11 protein-coding genes and 1 tRNA gene are annotated in these 16,063 nt (G+C 70.2%); 9 read left to right on the top strand and 3 right to left on the bottom strand.

All coding sequences use genetic code 11. The annotated features are described in order from the left end of the window. The first annotated feature begins 218 nt into the window (after positions 1-218). The 3 genes from FBF36_RS09685 (at position 219) to FBF36_RS13835 (ending at position 1,574) form a co-directional block, all read left to right on the top strand. Positions 219-887, top strand: a complete 669-nt coding sequence (locus FBF36_RS09685) for a sigma-70 family RNA polymerase sigma factor (protein ID WP_034493433.1) — start codon at positions 219-221, stop codon at positions 885-887. Next, the gene (rsrA, locus tag FBF36_RS09680; protein WP_009398208.1) at positions 884-1,327 is read left to right on the top strand and encodes a mycothiol system anti-sigma-R factor; all 444 of its coding nucleotides are present in this window, start codon (positions 884-886) and stop codon (positions 1,325-1,327) included. Before FBF36_RS09685 ends, rsrA begins: the two co-directional genes overlap by 4 nt. 172 nt (positions 1,328-1,499) lie before the next feature. Then, positions 1,500-1,574 (top strand): 50S ribosomal protein bL37, encoded by a 75-nt coding sequence (locus FBF36_RS13835; protein WP_370538935.1) that lies wholly within the window; start codon positions 1,500-1,502, stop codon positions 1,572-1,574. A gap of 101 nt (positions 1,575-1,675) precedes the next feature. Here FBF36_RS13835 and FBF36_RS09675 read toward each other — a convergent pair whose 3' ends face one another. Next, positions 1,676-2,269, bottom strand: coding sequence for a GDSL-type esterase/lipase family protein (locus FBF36_RS09675; protein WP_009398209.1), 594 nt, complete (start codon positions 2,267-2,269; stop codon positions 1,676-1,678). Positions 2,270-2,401: 132 nt separating this feature from the next. Continuing rightward, positions 2,402-6,226 (bottom strand): multifunctional oxoglutarate decarboxylase/oxoglutarate dehydrogenase thiamine pyrophosphate-binding subunit/dihydrolipoyllysine-residue succinyltransferase subunit, encoded by a 3,825-nt coding sequence (locus tag FBF36_RS09670; protein ID WP_009398211.1) that lies wholly within the window; start codon positions 6,224-6,226, stop codon positions 2,402-2,404. Positions 6,227-6,588: 362 nt separating this feature from the next. On the opposite strand from FBF36_RS09670, the gene FBF36_RS09665 reads away from it, so the two are divergent. The 4 genes from FBF36_RS09665 to FBF36_RS09650 all read left to right on the top strand — a co-directional run bounded on the left by FBF36_RS09665 (position 6,589) and on the right by FBF36_RS09650 (position 12,424). Then, the gene (locus FBF36_RS09665; RefSeq protein WP_009398215.1) at positions 6,589-7,932 is read left to right on the top strand and encodes a hemolysin family protein; all 1,344 of its coding nucleotides are present in this window, start codon (positions 6,589-6,591) and stop codon (positions 7,930-7,932) included. Further along, the gene (locus tag FBF36_RS09660; protein ID WP_009398217.1) at positions 7,929-9,008 is read left to right on the top strand and encodes a hemolysin family protein; all 1,080 of its coding nucleotides are present in this window, start codon (positions 7,929-7,931) and stop codon (positions 9,006-9,008) included. Before FBF36_RS09665 ends, FBF36_RS09660 begins: the two co-directional genes overlap by 4 nt. A 758-nt stretch (positions 9,009-9,766) precedes the next feature. Continuing rightward, positions 9,767-11,656, top strand: coding sequence for a peptidoglycan DD-metalloendopeptidase family protein (locus FBF36_RS09655; protein WP_087944038.1), 1,890 nt, complete (start codon positions 9,767-9,769; stop codon positions 11,654-11,656). Positions 11,657-11,668: 12 nt separating this feature from the next. Next, on the top strand, positions 11,669-12,424 hold the full coding sequence (locus tag FBF36_RS09650; protein ID WP_050792692.1) for a glycerophosphodiester phosphodiesterase: 756 nt from the start codon (positions 11,669-11,671) through the stop codon (positions 12,422-12,424). A 131-nt stretch (positions 12,425-12,555) separates the two neighbouring features. Here FBF36_RS09650 and FBF36_RS09645 read toward each other — a convergent pair. After that, positions 12,556-12,631 (bottom strand) — tRNA-Arg (locus FBF36_RS09645). Positions 12,632-12,763: 132 nt separating this feature from the next. Here FBF36_RS09645 and argS point away from each other — a divergent pair. Together argS and lysA are read left to right on the top strand one after the other, a co-directional pair. Next, on the top strand, positions 12,764-14,449 hold the full coding sequence (argS, locus tag FBF36_RS09640; protein ID WP_009398227.1) for an arginine--tRNA ligase: 1,686 nt from the start codon (positions 12,764-12,766) through the stop codon (positions 14,447-14,449). 6 nt (positions 14,450-14,455) lie between these two features. Next, complete coding sequence (lysA, locus tag FBF36_RS09635; RefSeq protein ID WP_009398230.1) at positions 14,456-15,916, top strand: diaminopimelate decarboxylase; 1,461 nt, start codon at positions 14,456-14,458, stop codon at positions 15,914-15,916. Positions 15,917-16,063 lie beyond the last annotated feature (147 nt).

Below are 16,063 nucleotides of genomic sequence, written 5' to 3'. Positions count from 1 at the left end.
GGGACATGAGCACTCAGCAGCCGACCGTGCCGTCGTTGAGCCGGACCGCACGCCGACGGGGCGCACCGCCGGGCGGGCCACGAGGTCGTCATGAGCGATCCGGTCGCCAGGACGGGCACCGTCGGCACCGCCGCATGCCGGGACGAGTCGCCACGATGACCGAGCTTCTCGGCGCAGGTGAGGCCGAGGACTCCCTGGGCACGTTAGGCTCATGGTTGATGACGGACATCGACGACCACACAGATGAGATCGCCCTGGACGAGGTGATCGATCCGGGCGATGCTGCGCACGGTCTGGACCGGGCGCCGGCAGGTGAGGACGAGGCCGCCCGCGCCGCCCGCTTCGAGGCCGAGGCCCTGCCCTACCTGGACCAGCTCTACGGCGCCGCCCTACGCATGACCCGCAACCGAGCCGATGCCGAGGACCTCGTGCAGGATGCCTACGCCAAGGCCTTCGGCTCCTTCCACCAGTACCGGCCCGGCACCAACCTCAAGGCCTGGCTCTACCGGATCCTGACCAACACCTTCATCAACTCCTACCGCAAGAAGCAGCGCGAGCCGCTCCAGTCCGACGCGGAGACGGTCGAGGACTGGCAGCTGCACCGGGCCGCCTCCCACGACTCGGTGGGGCTGCCCAGCGCGGAGAACCTCGCCCTGGACGCCCTGCCGGACTCCGACATCAAGGACGCCCTGGGTCAGCTCACCGAGGACCGTCGCCTGGCCGTCTACCTGGCGGACGTGGAGGGCTTCTCCTACAAGGAGATCGCCGAGATCATGGACACGCCCATCGGGACCGTCATGTCCCGGCTGCACCGAGGGCGCCGCCAGCTGCGCGAGCTGCTGGCCGACTACGCCCGCGAGTACGGGTACGGGGAGGAGGAGAAATGACAGACCGCATGAAACCGGGAACCAGCAGCGACAACGCTGAGCCCGCCAAGAACCCCAAGACCCTTAAGACTACGGACGGCTCCCAGGACTGCTCCTGCGCCGAGGCCCGCGCCCACCTGGAGGCCTTCCTCGACCGCGAGTGCACCGCCGACCTCGCCGAGCGCCTCGCCCAGCACGTGGCCACCTGCTCGCACTGCTCGCGCATCGCCGACGCCGAGACCCACCTGCGTGAGATCCTGCGCTCGCGGTGCGCCGAGCAGGCCCCTCCCGAGCTGCGCGCCCGGGTCCTTGGGCGCCTGTCGGCCCTGCGCGCCACCGCGGTGAGCGTGACGACGACGTCGACCACGACCCGGACTCGGGCCTCCGCCTCCGGACAGGTGGTGCGCATCGTGGAGTCCAGGGTCGAGTCCTCCCGGACCGTCCGCTTCGAGCGCGACTGAGGGGGCGGCCCCGGGCCATCCCGGCTCCGTGTCGTCGTCGCCAGCAGTGACGTGTGGTCTCCTTCACCGGCTGGTCGGCGGTGCGAGACTGGCCGGGGCGCGTTGCCGTGTGCGAGAATTGGCGGCGTTCCGTGCCCCCTCGTGGGGCGAGTCAAGACACGAGGAGGCAGTGATGAGCAAGCGCGGTCGTAAGCGTCGTGCACGCGCCAAGTCCAGCGCCAACCACGGCAAGCGTCCCAACGCCTGAGCCGGGTGGCGCGCTGAGCGCAACGCCCTGAGATATAGCAGACGTCGGCCGGTCACCGCAGCGGTGACCGGCCGACGTGACGTAACCGGGGCCGTCGGGTCTCAGGACTCGGGGCGCTCGACGCCGAGCCACTCGTACCAGCCGCGGTGCAGCACCAGCCAGGCCAGCAGACCGTATCCGGCCTGGCCCGGGTGCGTGCCGCCGGCGGCAGCCACGTCGGCCGTCCACTGCTCGTGGTTGCGCAGCGGCTCGAAGGCGTCCACGTAGGGCACATTGCGGCGCAGGCACACCTCCTCGGCGGCCTGGGACAGCTGGGCGGTGGCGTCGGGATCGGCCTCCGGCAGGGGAGGGGGCCCGACGACGAAGCACTCGCGGTGGTCGGAGGCGGCAGTGTCGAGGATGTTGGCCAGGGCCAGGCGTGAGCGGGCGTATGATATGCCGGCGATCACGTCGGCCACTCCCAGTCCCACGACGAGCCGGTTGATGCCGGTGTGCGTGGAGCGCCGTGCCACCTCGGGCCCCCAGCGGTCGGACATCTGGGCGGTCGTCTCACCGGGAACCGCCAGTGAGGTCCACAGGATGTCGGCGTCCCGGGGCGTACGGGCCATGACCCGGCCCGTCCATCCCAGAGCGCGCCCGTCACCATGACCGGCCACCAGCTCGTCGCCGATGAAGCTCAGCCTCGTCTCACGCATGACAGCGCCTCCTCATGCCTCATGATTCCTCATGCTGCCTTGACATTATCGTGACCTTGCGTCGTAACGGGGGAGGCTGACGGCATTTCGATGGGGCTGACCGGGGACGGATCGGTGATGACCGGCCTGGTCTCAGTCCCGGGTGAAGGCCTGGTGGATGATCTCCTCCTGCTGGGCGCGGTGAAGGCCGGCGGTGCCCACCGCCGGGGCGGCGGCCTCGGGCCGGGAGACCAGCGTGGGCAGGACACCGCCGGTCAGGTCGGTCGGCAGGTTGAGCGCCAGGTAGGGCCACATGCCCTGGTTGGCGGGCTCATCCTGAACCCACACGAGCTCGGCCCCGCTGAAGGGAGCCAGCGCCTCGGCGATGGCAGAGGCATCTAGCGGGTAGAGCTGCTCGAGGCGGACGATGGCCGTGCCCGTGTCCCCGATCTTGGTCCGGTGGGCCAGCAGGTCGTAGTAGACGCGCCCCGAGCACAGCAGCACCCGGTCCACGTTCTGCTTCTGCGCCGCGGCTAGGACGGCGTCGTCGGTCTCCCCGATGACCGGCTGGAAGGTGCCGGAGGTGAAGTCCTCCACCGGTGAGCAGGCGGCCTTCAGACGCAGCAGCTGCTTGGGGGTGAAGACGATGAGAGGACGGCGTGGGCGGCGGTAGGTGTGCTCGCGCAGCAGGTGGAAATAGCTGGCGGGCGTGGAGGGCTGGGCCACCAGCATGTTGTCCTGGGCGCACATCTGCAGGTAGCGCTCGATACGGGCTGAGGAGTGGTCCGGTCCCTGCCCCTCCTGGCCGTGGGGGAGCAGCATGACCAGGCCGGAGCGCTGCCCCCACTTCTGGGCGGCGGAGGTGACGTACTCGTCGATGACGGACTGGGCGCCGTTGGCGAAGTCGCCGAACTGGGCCTCCCACATGGTCAGCCCCTCGGGCCGCTCCACCGAGTAGCCGTACTCGAAGGCCAGGGCGGCGTACTCGCTGAGCAGCGAGTCGTAGATCTCCAGGGGCGCCTGGTCCGGCGTGAGGAAGTTCAGGGGCGTCCACTCCTGACCGGAGGTGTGGTCGTGCAGGACGGCGTGACGCTGGGCGAAGGTGGCGCGGCGGGCGTCCTCGCCGACCAGGCGGATCGGCACGCCCTCCATGAGCAGGCTCCCCAGGGCGATGAGCTCTCCGAGCCCCCAGTCGATACCGCCCTCGCGTGTGGCCTCGCGGCGCTTGGAGAGCATGGCCTGGAGCTTGGGGTGGACGGTGAAGGACTCGGGCCAGGAGACCTGGGCGTCCCCGATGCGCTCGACGACATCGCGCGGCACGGCCGAGGTCCAGCCGAGCATCATGCCGATGCCCGCCTGCTGGGAGTAGGGGATCTCCAGGGAGGACAGGGGCACGCCCACCTTCGTGGGGTCCGACAGGTCCTGTGCGGAGGTGTTGGTCGTCTCGGCGTCGGTATCGGAGACCTTGCCCCCGGTGACCTGGAGGCGGGCCTCGGTGAAGATCCTCTCCAGCTCGTCCTGGTAGCTCTTGGCGATCTCCTGGGCCTCCTGCGGGGTGACGTCGCCGCGCCCCACGAGAGCGGAGGTGTAGACCCCTCGGGTGGAGTCCAGGGAGTCGATGAGCCGGTACATGAGCGGCTGGGTCATCGAGGGGTCGTCCCCCTCGTTGTGCCCGCGGCGCCGGTAGCAGATGAGGTCGATGATGACGTCCTTGTGGAAGGTGCGCCGGTACTCGTAGGCGTGGCGTGCGGTACGGGCCACCGTCTCGGGGTCGTCGGCGTTGACGTGGAAGATCGGCACCTGCAGGCCCTTGGCCAGGTCGGTGGCGTAGATGGTGGAACGGGCCGAGGCCGAGCCGGTGGTGAAGCCGATCTGGTTGTTGACGACGATGTGGACGGTGCCGCCGGTGCGGTAGGCGGGCAGCTGGCTCATGTTGAGGGTCTCGTAGACCACGCCCTGGCCGGCGAAGGCGGCGTCACCGTGGACGAGGACCGGCATGACCGTGTAGCCCTTCTCGCCCAGGCCGATGCGGTCCTGCTTGGCGCGCACGATGCCCTCGACGACGCCGTCGACCGTCTCCAGGTGGGAGGGGTTGGCGGCCAGGGAGACGCGGGTGGACACGCCGTCGGTCCCGGAGAAGACGCCCACGGTGCCCAGGTGGTACTTGACGTCCCCGGTGCCGGCGCCCTCGATGACGCCGTTGCCCTCGAACTCGTCGAAGACCTGGGCGTAGGACTTGCCGGCGATGTTGGTGAGCACGTTGAGGCGGCCGCGGTGGGCCATGCCGATGACGACCTCGTCGAGGCCGTCGTGGGCTGCGGCGTCGAGCAGGCGGTCCAGGGCCACGATGAGGGACTCCCCTCCCTCGAGGCTGAAGCGCTTCTGGCCCACGTACTTGGTCTGCAGGAAGGTCTCGAAGGCCTCGGCCTGCTCCAGCTTGGTGAGGATCCGACGGCGCTCCTCATCGCCGATGTTCTCCCAGTCCCGCTCGAGGCGCTCCTGCCACCAGGCTCGCTGGGCCGGGTCCTGGATGTGCATGTACTCCACGCCCACGGTGCGGCAGTAGGCGTCGCGCAGCATCTTGAGGATCTCGCGCAGGGTGGCCCGATCGCGCCCGCCCAGCCCCCGGGTGGGGAAGGAGCGGTCCAGGTCCCACAGGCTCAGCCCGTAGGAGGTGATGTCCAGGTCGGGGTGGCGGCGCAGGCGGTAGGTGAGCGGGTCGTTGTCGGCGGCCAGGTGTCCGCGCTGACGGTAGGCGTGGATGAGCTCGGCCACGCGCGCCGGCTTGCCGGTCTCCAGCTCGGGGTCGTAGGTGGTGTCACGCATCCACGCGACCGGCTCGAGGGGGATGCGCAGGGACTCGAAGGCCCGGTTCCAGAAGCCGTCCAGTCCCAGGAGCTTGCGTTCCACCAGGCGCAGGAAATCGCCCGAGGCGGCGCCCTGGATGACGCGGTGGTCGTAGGTGGAGGTCAGGGTGACGACCTTGCCGATGGCCTGGCGGGCCAGCGTGTCGGGGCTCGCACCGGCGAAGGCGGCCGGGTAGTCCATGCTGCCGACCCCCACGATGAGTCCCTGGCCGGGCATGAGGCGAGGCACCGAGTGCAGGGTGCCGATCATGCCGGGGTTGGTCAGGGTCACGGTGGTGCCGCGGAAGTCGTCGAGGTCCAGCTTGTTGTCGCGGGCCTTGGCCACGATGGCCTCGTAGGCCTCAACGAACTGGGACAGGTCCATGAGGTCGGCCTGCTTGATGGAGGGCACCAGCAGTCGGCGCTGCCCGTCAGCGCCGGGCACGTCGATGGCCAGGCCGAAGGCCACGTGGGCGGGCTCGTGCAGGACCGGCTTGCCGGCCTCGTCGACTCCGTAGGCGACGTTCATCGAGGGCATCTCGGCCAGCGACTCGACCACCGCCCAGCCGATGAGGTGGGTGAAGGAGACCTTGCCGCCGCGAGTGCGGGCCAGGTGGCTGTTGATGACGGCACGGTTCTCGATGAGGACCTTGGCGGGCACGGCCCGGGCGGAGGTGGCCGTGGGCATGGACAGGGAGTCGTCCATGTTCTTGGCGGTGCGGGCCGCCGCCCCCTTGAGCCGGACGGATCTCTCCTCGCAGCCGTCGCCCTCCAGGTCGTGCGCGGGGTGGGCGGCCAGACGCTGGGCGTAAGGCGAGGTCGGGGGAGCGGTGTCCGACGGCGGGGCCGGCGGAAGGTCTGAGCGCGTGACGTCCTGGACGGCGGAGGAGTGACGCAGGGGGGAGGCGACCTGAGGCGTGATGGTGGCCCGGCGCGGACCACCGGCAGCCGCCGACGCGAAGCCATTCGAAGGGTTACTTGACCGGTGCAGGCCGGCGCTCGGATCGGTCTCGAAGAGCTCTCGCCACTGGGGGCTCACGGAGGAGGGATCCGCTGACCAGGCGGCCCGCATCTCCTCCACCATCCACTCGTTGGCGCCGAAGCCTGGGCTGGTCTGGTCCTGCGTGGGCACGTCGGGTCTCCTCGGAGCTTGTCAGTCTCCCGTTCCGGCACTGGGAGCCTCAGCGGGACCCCGGGGGAGGAACGGCGGCATTCATCGGACATCCTAGAAGGCGAAGGGTGTCTCAAGCGAGTAAATGCGGGACCAAGGACACACGCGTGTCTCGACCGTGATGTCGCTTCGTGCCCGGGTTGTGACAGTCCTGGAGGAAGGCCGCGGTGGTACCGTTCGGTCACTATGCGATCGGCTTTCCGTCGGGCCCGCAGGCGCCGCACCCGCACGCACCGCGCCTCCTCGCCCGCCTCTGACCACCCTCACCCCGACTCGTCCTCCTCCGGCGCCCACGTCGCACTCCACGTGGGGGAGGATCTCGCATGACCGACTGGCTCATGATCGCCGTCGGCGTGGTCCTCACCGTGGGCACCGCCCTGTTCGTGGCCGGTGAGTTCTCCCTGGTGGCCCTCGACCCCTCCACTGTTGAGACCCGCGCCGCCGCTGGGAACAGGCGCGCCACCGTCGTCCAGCGTGCCCTGAGCCGCCTGTCCACCCTCCTGTCCGGAGCCCAGGTCGGCATCACCCTGACCACGGTGCTCCTGGGCTACACCATGCAGGCGGCCCTGGCGAACCTGCTCACCGACCTCATGAGCCACTGGCTGGCCACCTCGGTGGCCACCGGCGCCGCAGTCGTCATCGCCCTCATCGTCGTCAACGCCTTCTCCATGGTCATCGGCGAGCTCATCCCCAAGAACGCCACCCTGGCCGACCCCATGCGCGCCGCTGGGCTCGTGGCCCCCTTCCTCATGGGCTTCACCACCCTCCTCAAGCCCCTCATCGTCCTGCTCAACGGCGCCGCCAACGCCGTTCTGCACGCCATGGGCATCGAACCCGCCGAGGAGCTCAGCGGCACCCGCAGCGCCGGCGAGCTCGCCTCCCTCGTGCGCCACAGCGCCGAGGAGGGCACCCTCGACGCCTCCACCGCCACCCTGCTCACCCGCTCCATCGGCCTGGGGGCGCTGACCGCCATCGACGTCATGACCGACCGCGGCCGCCTCCACACTCTTGAGGCCGACGACTCCGCCGAGGACGTCGTGCACCTGGCCCGCGCCACCGGCCACTCCCGCTTCCCCGTCATCGGCCGGGACGTCGACGACGTCATGGGCATCGTCCACCTGCGCCGCGCCATCGGCGTCCCCTACGAGCGGCGCGCCGACGTGCCGGTGGCCTCCACCTCCCTCATGACCCCCGCGCCCCGCGTCCCCGAGACCATGCCGCTGGCCGACCTGCTCGTCGAGCTGCGCGCCCAGGGCTCCCAGATGGCGATCGTCGTCGACGAGTACGGCGGCACCGCCGGCGTCGTCACCCTCGAGGACGCCGTCGAGGAGGTCGTCGGGGATGTCGCCGACGAGCACGACCGCCGCCGCGCCGGCGCCCACCTCGACCCCTCGGGCCACTGGGTCGTTCCCGGGTGGATGCGCCCCGACGAGCTCGCCACCCGCGCCGCCATCCAGGTACCCGACGACGGCCCCTACGAGACCCTCGGCGGCCTGGTCATGACCGAGCTCGGCCGCATTCCCGCCGTCGGCGACGTCGTCGAGCTGACTCACGCGTCCCTGACCGTCGACGCCATGGACGGGCGCCGCGTCACCCGCCTCCACGTGCGCCCCAAGGACCCTGAGGTCGCGTCCGGGGGACGGGCGCCTGAGGGGGAGCCCCGATGAACACGCCGCTCGCCCTCCTGATCACCGTCATCCTCCTGGCCGGAAACGCCTTCTTCGTCGGCGCCGAGTTCGCCGTCACCTCCTCGCGCCGCAGCCAGCTCGAGCCGCTGGCCGAGGCCGGTGACACCCGAGCCGCCACCGCCCTGCGGGCCCTGCAGAACGTCTCGCGCATGCTGGCCACCGCCCAGCTCGGCGTGACTCTGTGCTCCACGGGCCTGGGTGTCGTCGCAGAGCCGGCCATCGCCCACGCCCTGGAGCCCCTGCTCGCGACCGTCGGCGTCGGGCACTCCGGCTCCCACGCCGTGGCCGTCCTCATCGCCCTGGTCATCGTCGTGGGCCTGCACGTCGTCGCCGGGGAGATGGTGCCCAAGAACATCTCCATCGCCTCCCCGGAGAAGGCGGTGCGCTGGCTCGCCCCGCCCCTGGTGTGGTGCTCGCGCGTCTTCAGTCCCGTAGTCAACGCTCTCAACGGCTTCGCCAACGGGGTCCTCAAGGTTCTGGGCATCGAGGCCAAGGAGGAGATCGCCGCCGCCTTCAACGCCCAGGAGGTCGCCTCCATCGTCGAGCGCTCCACGGCCGAAGGCGTCCTGGAGGACTCCACCGGCCTGCTCAGCGGCGCCCTGGAGTTCTCCGAGGAGACCGCGGGCAGCGTCATGGTGCCCCTGAGCGAGCTCGTCACCCTGCCCCAGGACTGCACGCCCGAGGACGTGGAACGGGCCGTGGCCTCCACCGGCTTCTCCCGCTTCCCGCTCGTTGCCGATCGGGCCGCAGCCGACGAGGGAGAGGAGCCGGCCATCACCGGCTACCTGCACCTCAAGGACATCCTCTACGCCGACGGCGCCGACCGCACCGAACCGGTACCCGCCTGGCGCGCTCGCGCACTCGTACCCGTCGGCTATGACGACGAGGTCGAGGAGGCGCTGGCGGCCATGCAGCGCTCGGGGGCCCACCTCGGGCACGTGCGCAACGCGCAGGGGCGATTCGTCGGGGTCCTCTTCCTGGAGGACATCCTCGAAGAGCTCGTCGGCGAGGTCAACGACGCCATGCAGCGCGAGGAGTACCAGCGCCGTGACTAAATCGTGATTCAAGGGGTGGGATCAGCGGATACCCACAGATCGGGCCGTTTCTGACGACAATCGTCGACTGCCGGTCAGGCTGCGGTGACCAGGAGTCGATTCGTTCGTATGACACGTGTTTCTGGCTCAGGAGTGGTGCCGCGAACGGGACCGTCACATTTGTGCGGGAAGTACAGGTCACACAAAGGTGTGCTGGTTCTCCTGGCAAGACCCACAGGAGACCGCTACTGTTTTAACCGAGTACAACCAAGGCTGTCGCCCTGGCAGCCACCACATCGTGACCGCCGAGTCGTCGGCAGCAACGACTTCCTTCCCTATGTCCCTATGACAACAGCCACCTGGAGGCTTCCCACGTGACCCCGCAGCCCATGAGTCGACGCCAGCGTCGCGAGGCGGAACGTGCTGCCGAAGCCGCTCGCCAAGTCGCTGAGGCGCAGGTCGGAGCCACCCCGCCGTCACCGTCGACGACGCACACCACTCACGTCGCCGGGGCCACTCGCCGCTCACGTCGCGACCTTCACACTCACCGCGCTCAGAATGGCGCCGCCTCCAGCCCCGTCACCGCTCCGAGCCCATCGGCTCTCCCCGACGTTCCGCTCGCCCCGCAGAAGCAGAACCATCCACAGCGGCCCGTGGCTCCGGCAGCGCCTCCGGCAACGGAGGCAGGCACTCGGACAGGAACGCGCCCAGCCGGCGGATCCTCCCGATCGGTCCCCGAAGACCCGACGGAGTCGCAGCCCGTGGCGCCGATGAGCCGCATGGCTCGCCGACGTCAGAACGCCATTGAGCAGCCGGAGTCCGCCTCGCGTCAGCCCGAGCATCCGCACATGTCGGCGGCGCAGGCGCACAGCGCCGCGTCTGTGTCCCCGTCCGTCTCCTCCTCGCCGCAGGTCGCCGGCGATACCCGTCCCACCCGGCGCTCCCGCAAGGACCTGCGTACCGCCCAGGTCGTCGAGGGCACTCAGCAGACGCGGGAGACCCCTGTCGTCGAGAGCACGCCGCAGTCCCAGTCTCGCCGGTTCGAGGGGCGTTCGGAGAACCGTCGTGACCGACACCGCTCTCATCGCGGCGAGCACGCTGAGTCCTCGTCGGCGGCGCCGTCAACACCCTCGGCCCTGACGCCCCTGGTCGCGGCCTCTCTGGCCGAGTCCACCTCGGATCTCGGGCGGGCAGCCAGTGACTCCACCGGTACCACGCCTTGGTGGGCCAGCGGTGGCACGGCTCCTGCTGCGTCCGACGGCACACAGCGCCGTCGTCATGCGGCCGCTCAGACCACCTCTGCCGGGCCAGAGGCCGGAGTAGTCTCGCAGACCGCGCCCCGTTCCGGGAGCCGACGTCAGCAACGTGCCTCCGCAGCGTCTCCCACTGGCGTCTCGGCCGCCTCGGCCAAGCCTGTCGTGGCCTCCACCCCCCACCATGCCGCCCTCTTCGGTGCCCCCGGCACACAGGCGGGCCGTGCCGCGGCCCAGACACCGCAGGCCGAACCATCAGTGCCCGCGACGCCCTTCACTCCCGAGGCGCCGCACGAGATCCGATTCTCACAGCGGATCACGGACTTCCGCGGCGCGGAGACCGTTGAGGTCCCTGAGGTCCGCAAGATCATGGCCGCACGCAAGGCCGGGGTGCCGCTGGCGGACGAGGAGACCCTTCGCGCCATCAAGGCCGCCCGGAGTGCCAGGAAGACCAAGCCCGAAAGGGCGGCTGCCGAGACCACGGGGACCGGGGCCGCCGACGAGTCTGTCGCCCCGGCGTCGTCGGCCAGGGGCGCGGCAGCGTCGAAGCCGGACACTCACCGTGACTCCTCAACCGGACCCGCCCCCGTGCGCCCTGTCCGCCGGCGCACCGGTTCCGGGATCCTGGGGCGCACCGCCGTCCTGTCGGTCCTGGCTGCGGCCACGGTGCTCGCCCCCTTGTCCAGCCACCTCGACAACACCCCTCTGGCCTCGGCCGCCATGAAGATGCACTCCGGCGGCTCCGCCACTCAGAGCCCGGCCGCCGGCGGAACGAGGTCCTCGTCCGTCGCTAGTGCCGTGCTCGGCAGCGACGACCTGGAGTCGGCCTCCGACACCCAGCTGTCCAACGTTCCCGACGCCGCCACCCGGGCCAGGATCCGCGAGGCCTTCCAGAACGCCGCCAAGACCTGCTCCTCGGCGACCGGCGCCTCCGGCGACACCAGCGCCTTCACCTCCAAGCCGCAGCTGTTCTACCCGATGCTTCCGGGAACCTACGAGATCTCCTCGGAGTACGGTTACCGCACCCACCCCACCCTCGGCTACCGCAAGCTGCACGCCGGACAGGACATGGCCGCCCCTGTGGGGACGCCCATCTACGCGGCCGCCGCCGGCACCGTCACCACCGCCGGCATGGTCGACGGCACCGGAACCATCACCATCAAGCACGAGATTGACGGCCAGGTCTGGTACACCAGCTACCTGCACATGTACGAGGACGGCATCCATGTCAAGGTCGGCGACACCGTCACGGCCGGTCAGATGATCGCCGGAGTGGGCAACACGGGCCGGTCCTCCGGGTCTCACCTGCACTTCGAGGTGCGGACCAAGGACGACACCGCAGACGAGTCCACCGTGGAGCCGTGGGGCTGGCTCAAGCAGCACAACGCCGTCGAGCTCACCACCAACTGCAGCTGAGGGAGACCCACTGTGCCGCCTGCCGCGTCACGAACCCGCCGTCCTGCCGTCATCGCCCACCGTGGTGGCGGACGCGAGGTTCCGGAGAACACCTGGAGCGCCGTCGAGCATGTGGCTGCGCTCGGGCTGGAGTGGATGGAGACAGACCTGCGGCTGACCGCCGACGGCGTCGTCGTGCTCAGTCATGATGAGGACCTGCGCCGCACCGCGAACGACCCCCGCACCGTCGGAGAGGTCATGTGGGCCGAGATGGCCGATCTCGACTCCGGTGACGGGCGCGGCTTCGTACGACTCGATGACGCCCTCCACGCCCATCCGACGATGAGGTTCAACGTCGATCTCAAGGACTCCTGCGTGGTCCAGGCCGCCCTGCAGACGGTGCGCGACGCCGAGGCCCTTGAACGAGTCCGGTTCGCCTCCTTCTCCGCCAGAAGGCTGGCCGTGCTGCGCCGCCAGGAGCCGCGGGCCATGACCTCTCTGGGAGTCAGCGACGTACTCGGACTCATGCTGCGCAGCGAGGCGGCCGTCCCCCTGCCCCAGACCCGCTGGGGCTGGACGCGCGGCAAGGTCGACGCCGTCCAGGTGCCGGAGAGCTACCACGGCGTCCCGGTGGTCACCCGCCGCTTCGTCGCCTCCGCGCACACCGCGGGCCTGGAGGTCCACGTCTGGACGGTGGACGATCCCGAGCGGATGCGTCGCCTGGCCGACCTCAACGTGGACGCCATCATGACCGATGTCCCCAGTCTCGCCCTGAAGACCCTCAACTGAAGGACCCGTCAAGAGCCCGGAGCCGGTTCACGGCCTCGCGGAACTCGCTTGGGCTCCGCCTCGGCCAGGGGAATTGTGCCGCAACACGCATGAGCGAGCCCCCGCCGCGGGTGGCGACGGGGGCTCGGGTGTGGTGCCCCGGACAGGATTCGAACCTGCGACCTTCTGCTCCGGAGGCAGACGCTCTATCCACTGAGCTACCGGGGCCCGAGGCGTGACTGTACCAGCGTCCCGGTCCCGGAGCGAAACCGGCACGAGACTGCGACATGTCCCACGATGCCCGGAGGCTGTTGGCCTCCCTCGTGATCCGGTCCGCCCGTTGACGGTACGCTGACGCGCGTGACCCCAGAAGAGCTTGCCGCAGCCATCCGCACCGTCCTGGAGGAGGCCTCCGCCGAGGGCTCCCTCGCCCTGCCCGCCGCCGAGATCCCCGACCCTCGCGTCGAGCGTCCCCGCAACCGCGACCACGGCGACTGGTCCACCAACGTGGCCATGCAGCTGGCCAAGAAGGCGGGCACTAAGCCGCGCGATCTCGCCGAGCTCCTCGTCCCGCGTCTTGAGGCCCTCAACGGCATCGCCTCCGTGGAGGTCGCCGGCCCCGGATTCCTCAACATCCGCCTCGACGCCGCCAGCGCCGGCGAGCTCGCCCGCTCCATCGTCGAGGCCGGAGAGGCCTACGGCCGCAACGACTCCCTGAGCGGCCAGCACATCAACCTCGAGTACGTCTCGGCCAACCCCACCGGGCCGGTCCACCTGGGTGGCGCTCGCTGGGCCGCAGTCGGCGACTCCCTGGCCCGGATCCTGTCCGCCTGCGGGGCCGAGGTCACACGGGAGTACTACTTCAACGACCACGGTACCCAGATCGACCGCTTCGCCCGATCCCTGCTGGCCTCCGCACGCGGCGAGCAGACCCCCGAGGACGGCTACGGCGGCGCCTACATCAGTGAGATCGCCCAGCAGGTGACCGCCGACGAGCTCGCCGCCGGCCGCCCCGACCCGGCCACCCTGCCCGACGTCGAGGCCACCGAGGTCTTCCGCTCCCGCGGCGTCGACCTCATGTTCGCCGCCGTCAAGGCCGAGCTGCACGCCTTCCGTTCCGACTTCGACGTCTTCTTCCACGAGGACTCCCTGCACACCTCCGGCGCCGTCGAGCGCGCCATCACCCGCCTGCGCGAGCGCGGCGTCATCGAGGAGCGCGACGGCGCCACCTGGCTGCGCACCACCGACTTCGGGGACGACAAGGACCGCGTCCTCATCAAGTCCGACGGCAACGCCGCCTACTTCGCCGCCGACCTCGCCTACTACCTGGACAAGCGCGAGCGCGGCGCCGACTGCGCCCTCTACCTGTTCGGGGCCGACCACCACGGCTACATCGGCCGCATGATGGCCATGTGCGCGGCCTTCGGGGACACCCCGGGCACCAACATGCAGATCCTCATCGGCCAGCTCGTCAACCTCGTGCGCAACGGAGTCCCGGTGCGCATGTCCAAGCGCGCCGGCACCATCGTCATCCTGGAGGATCTGGTCGACGCCGTCGGAGTGGACGCCGCCCGCTATGCCCTGGCCCGCTCCTCCATGGACTCCATGATCGACATCGACCTGGACCTGCTGGCCTCCTCCACCTCAGACAACCCCGTCTACTACGTTCAGTACGCCCATGCCCGAACCCGCAACGTGGCCCGCAACGCCGCCGAGCACGGCGTGAGCCGCGACCCGAACGAGGCGCCCTTCGAGCCCGCCGCCCTGGACGATCCGGCCGACGCCGCCCTGCTGGGGGTCCTGGCCCAGTTCCCCGCCACCGTGGCCCAGGCCGCCTCCCTGCGCGAGCAGCACCGAGTGGCCCGTTACCTCGAACAGCTCGCTGCCGCCTACCACGCCTGGTATGGCGCCACCCGCGTCACCCCCCGTGGGGATGACGCCGTGGGCTCCGGGCACGTGGCCCGCCTGTGGCTCAACGACGCCGTCGGGCAGGTCCTGGCCAACGGGCTCGGCCTGCTGGGCGTGGCAGCTCCCGAGAGGATGTGAGAGTCCATGACTGACCAGCTTCCCGCCGGCGAGCCGCCCCTGGGGGCCCTGGCCTGTCCCGAGCCCGAGGACCGTCCCGACCTGTGGCCCACCACAGCACGGCGCACCGCCGACGGCGAGCTCGCCCTGGGTGGGCTGACCGTCTCCGAGATCCTTGCCGACGCCCCCAGCCCCGTTTTCGTCCTGGATGAGGCCGATCTGCGCGGCCGCGCCGCCTCCTGGAGCGCCGCCATGGCCGAGGAGTTCTGGCCGAACTACGGCATGGCCGGGGGAGAGGCCTTCTATGCAGGGAAAGCATTCCTGGCCACCAAGGTGGCCCAGTGGGTCCTCGAGGAGGGGATGGGCATTGACACCGCCTCCCGCGTCGAGCTGGCCGTGGGGCTGGCAGGCCTGGAGAAGGTCGACGGATACGAGGCCACAACCCGTGCCCGCCGCCTAGGGCTGCACGGCAACGGCAAGACCCCGGCGGAGGTGACCACCGCGGTACGCCACCGGGTGGGGCACCTGGTCATCGACTCCCCGGAGGAGGTCGACTACGCCGTGGCCGCGGTGCACGAGCTGCGGCGCAGCGGCGACTTCGGCCCAGCGGAGCGTGCCCGCGTCATGGTGCGCCTGACCACCGGCATCCACGCCGGAGGGCACGAGTACATCTCTACCGCCCATGAGGACCAGAAGTTCGGCCTGTCGGTGTCCACCGGCGCGGCCCGACGCACCATCGACGCCATCATGGCCGCCGAGGAGCTCGAGCTGGCCGGCCTGCACTCCCACATCGGTTCCCAGATCCTGGACCTGGCCGGCTTCCGGGAGGCCGTCGGTGTCGTCCTCGGCCTGCGCCACGAGATCGCCGTCGATACCGGGCACCTGTGCCCGGAGATCGACCTGGGTGGAGGCTACGGCATCGCCTACACCGGCGCCGACCCCGTGGCGCCCTCGCCGGCACAGGTTGCCCGCGCCCTGGCCGAGGCCGTGCGCGAGACCTGCGAGCGCCTCGGAGATGAGGTTCCCACCGTCTCCATCGAGCCCGGTCGCGCGGTTGCCGGCCCGACGACAGTCACCCTCTACACCGTCACCGGCCTCAAGCGCGTCGAGCTGGGAGCGGGGGCCTCGCGCCTCTATGTCAGCATCGACGGTGGCATGAGTGACAACATCCGCCCCGCCCTCTACGAGGCCGCCTACACGGCCCTGGTCGCCAACCGTCGACCCGACCCGCAGGCCGGGCTGGTGCGCAGCCGGGTGGTGGGTAAGCACTGCGAGTCCGGTGACGTCGTCGTGCGTGACGTGGACCTGCCCACCGACCTGGCTGTCGGTGACGTGCTGGCCGTGCCCGCCACAGGCGCCTACGGGCGCTCCATGGCCTCCAGCTACAACCTCTTCACTCGCCCCGGTGTTCGCTGGGTGCTTGAGGGCGAGTCGGGATGGGTCCTGCGCCCTGAGACAATCGAGGACCTCCTGCGCCTCGAGGGCTGAGACCTCCGGTAACTCTCAGGGGCGTCGTCGTTCCAGGAACAATTCCTGGAACCACGGCGCCCCTGTGTGAATTCTGATGAAAGCGTGAGTTAATTCTGGAGGTAATGACAACCTAAAAGAACTCTGAGTGAAGTTGTTCTGAAATGG

The sequence above is a fragment of the Actinomyces sp. oral taxon 171 str. F0337 genome, assembly GCF_005696555.1.
Taxonomy (GTDB): Bacteria; Actinomycetota; Actinomycetes; order Actinomycetales; family Actinomycetaceae; genus Actinomyces; species Actinomyces oris_E.
The sequence above is the reverse complement of the archived record's forward strand: the minus strand, read 5'-3'. Positions and strand labels throughout refer to the sequence as shown.

Coding starts and splice junctions, on each gene's coding strand:
- rsrA (WP_009398208.1), top strand. CDS start 884: ATGACAGACCGCATGAAACCGGGAACCAGCAGCGACAACGCTGAGCCC.
- FBF36_RS09660 (WP_009398217.1), top strand. CDS start 7,929: ATGAACACGCCGCTCGCCCTCCTGATCACCGTCATCCTCCTGGCCGGA.
- FBF36_RS09685 (WP_034493433.1), top strand. CDS start 219: ATGACGGACATCGACGACCACACAGATGAGATCGCCCTGGACGAGGTG.
- FBF36_RS09665 (WP_009398215.1), top strand. CDS start 6,589: ATGACCGACTGGCTCATGATCGCCGTCGGCGTGGTCCTCACCGTGGGC.
- FBF36_RS09675 (WP_009398209.1), bottom strand. CDS start 2,269: ATGCGTGAGACGAGGCTGAGCTTCATCGGCGACGAGCTGGTGGCCGGT.
- lysA (WP_009398230.1), top strand. CDS start 14,456: ATGACTGACCAGCTTCCCGCCGGCGAGCCGCCCCTGGGGGCCCTGGCC.
- FBF36_RS09655 (WP_087944038.1), top strand. CDS start 9,767: ATGGCTCGCCGACGTCAGAACGCCATTGAGCAGCCGGAGTCCGCCTCG.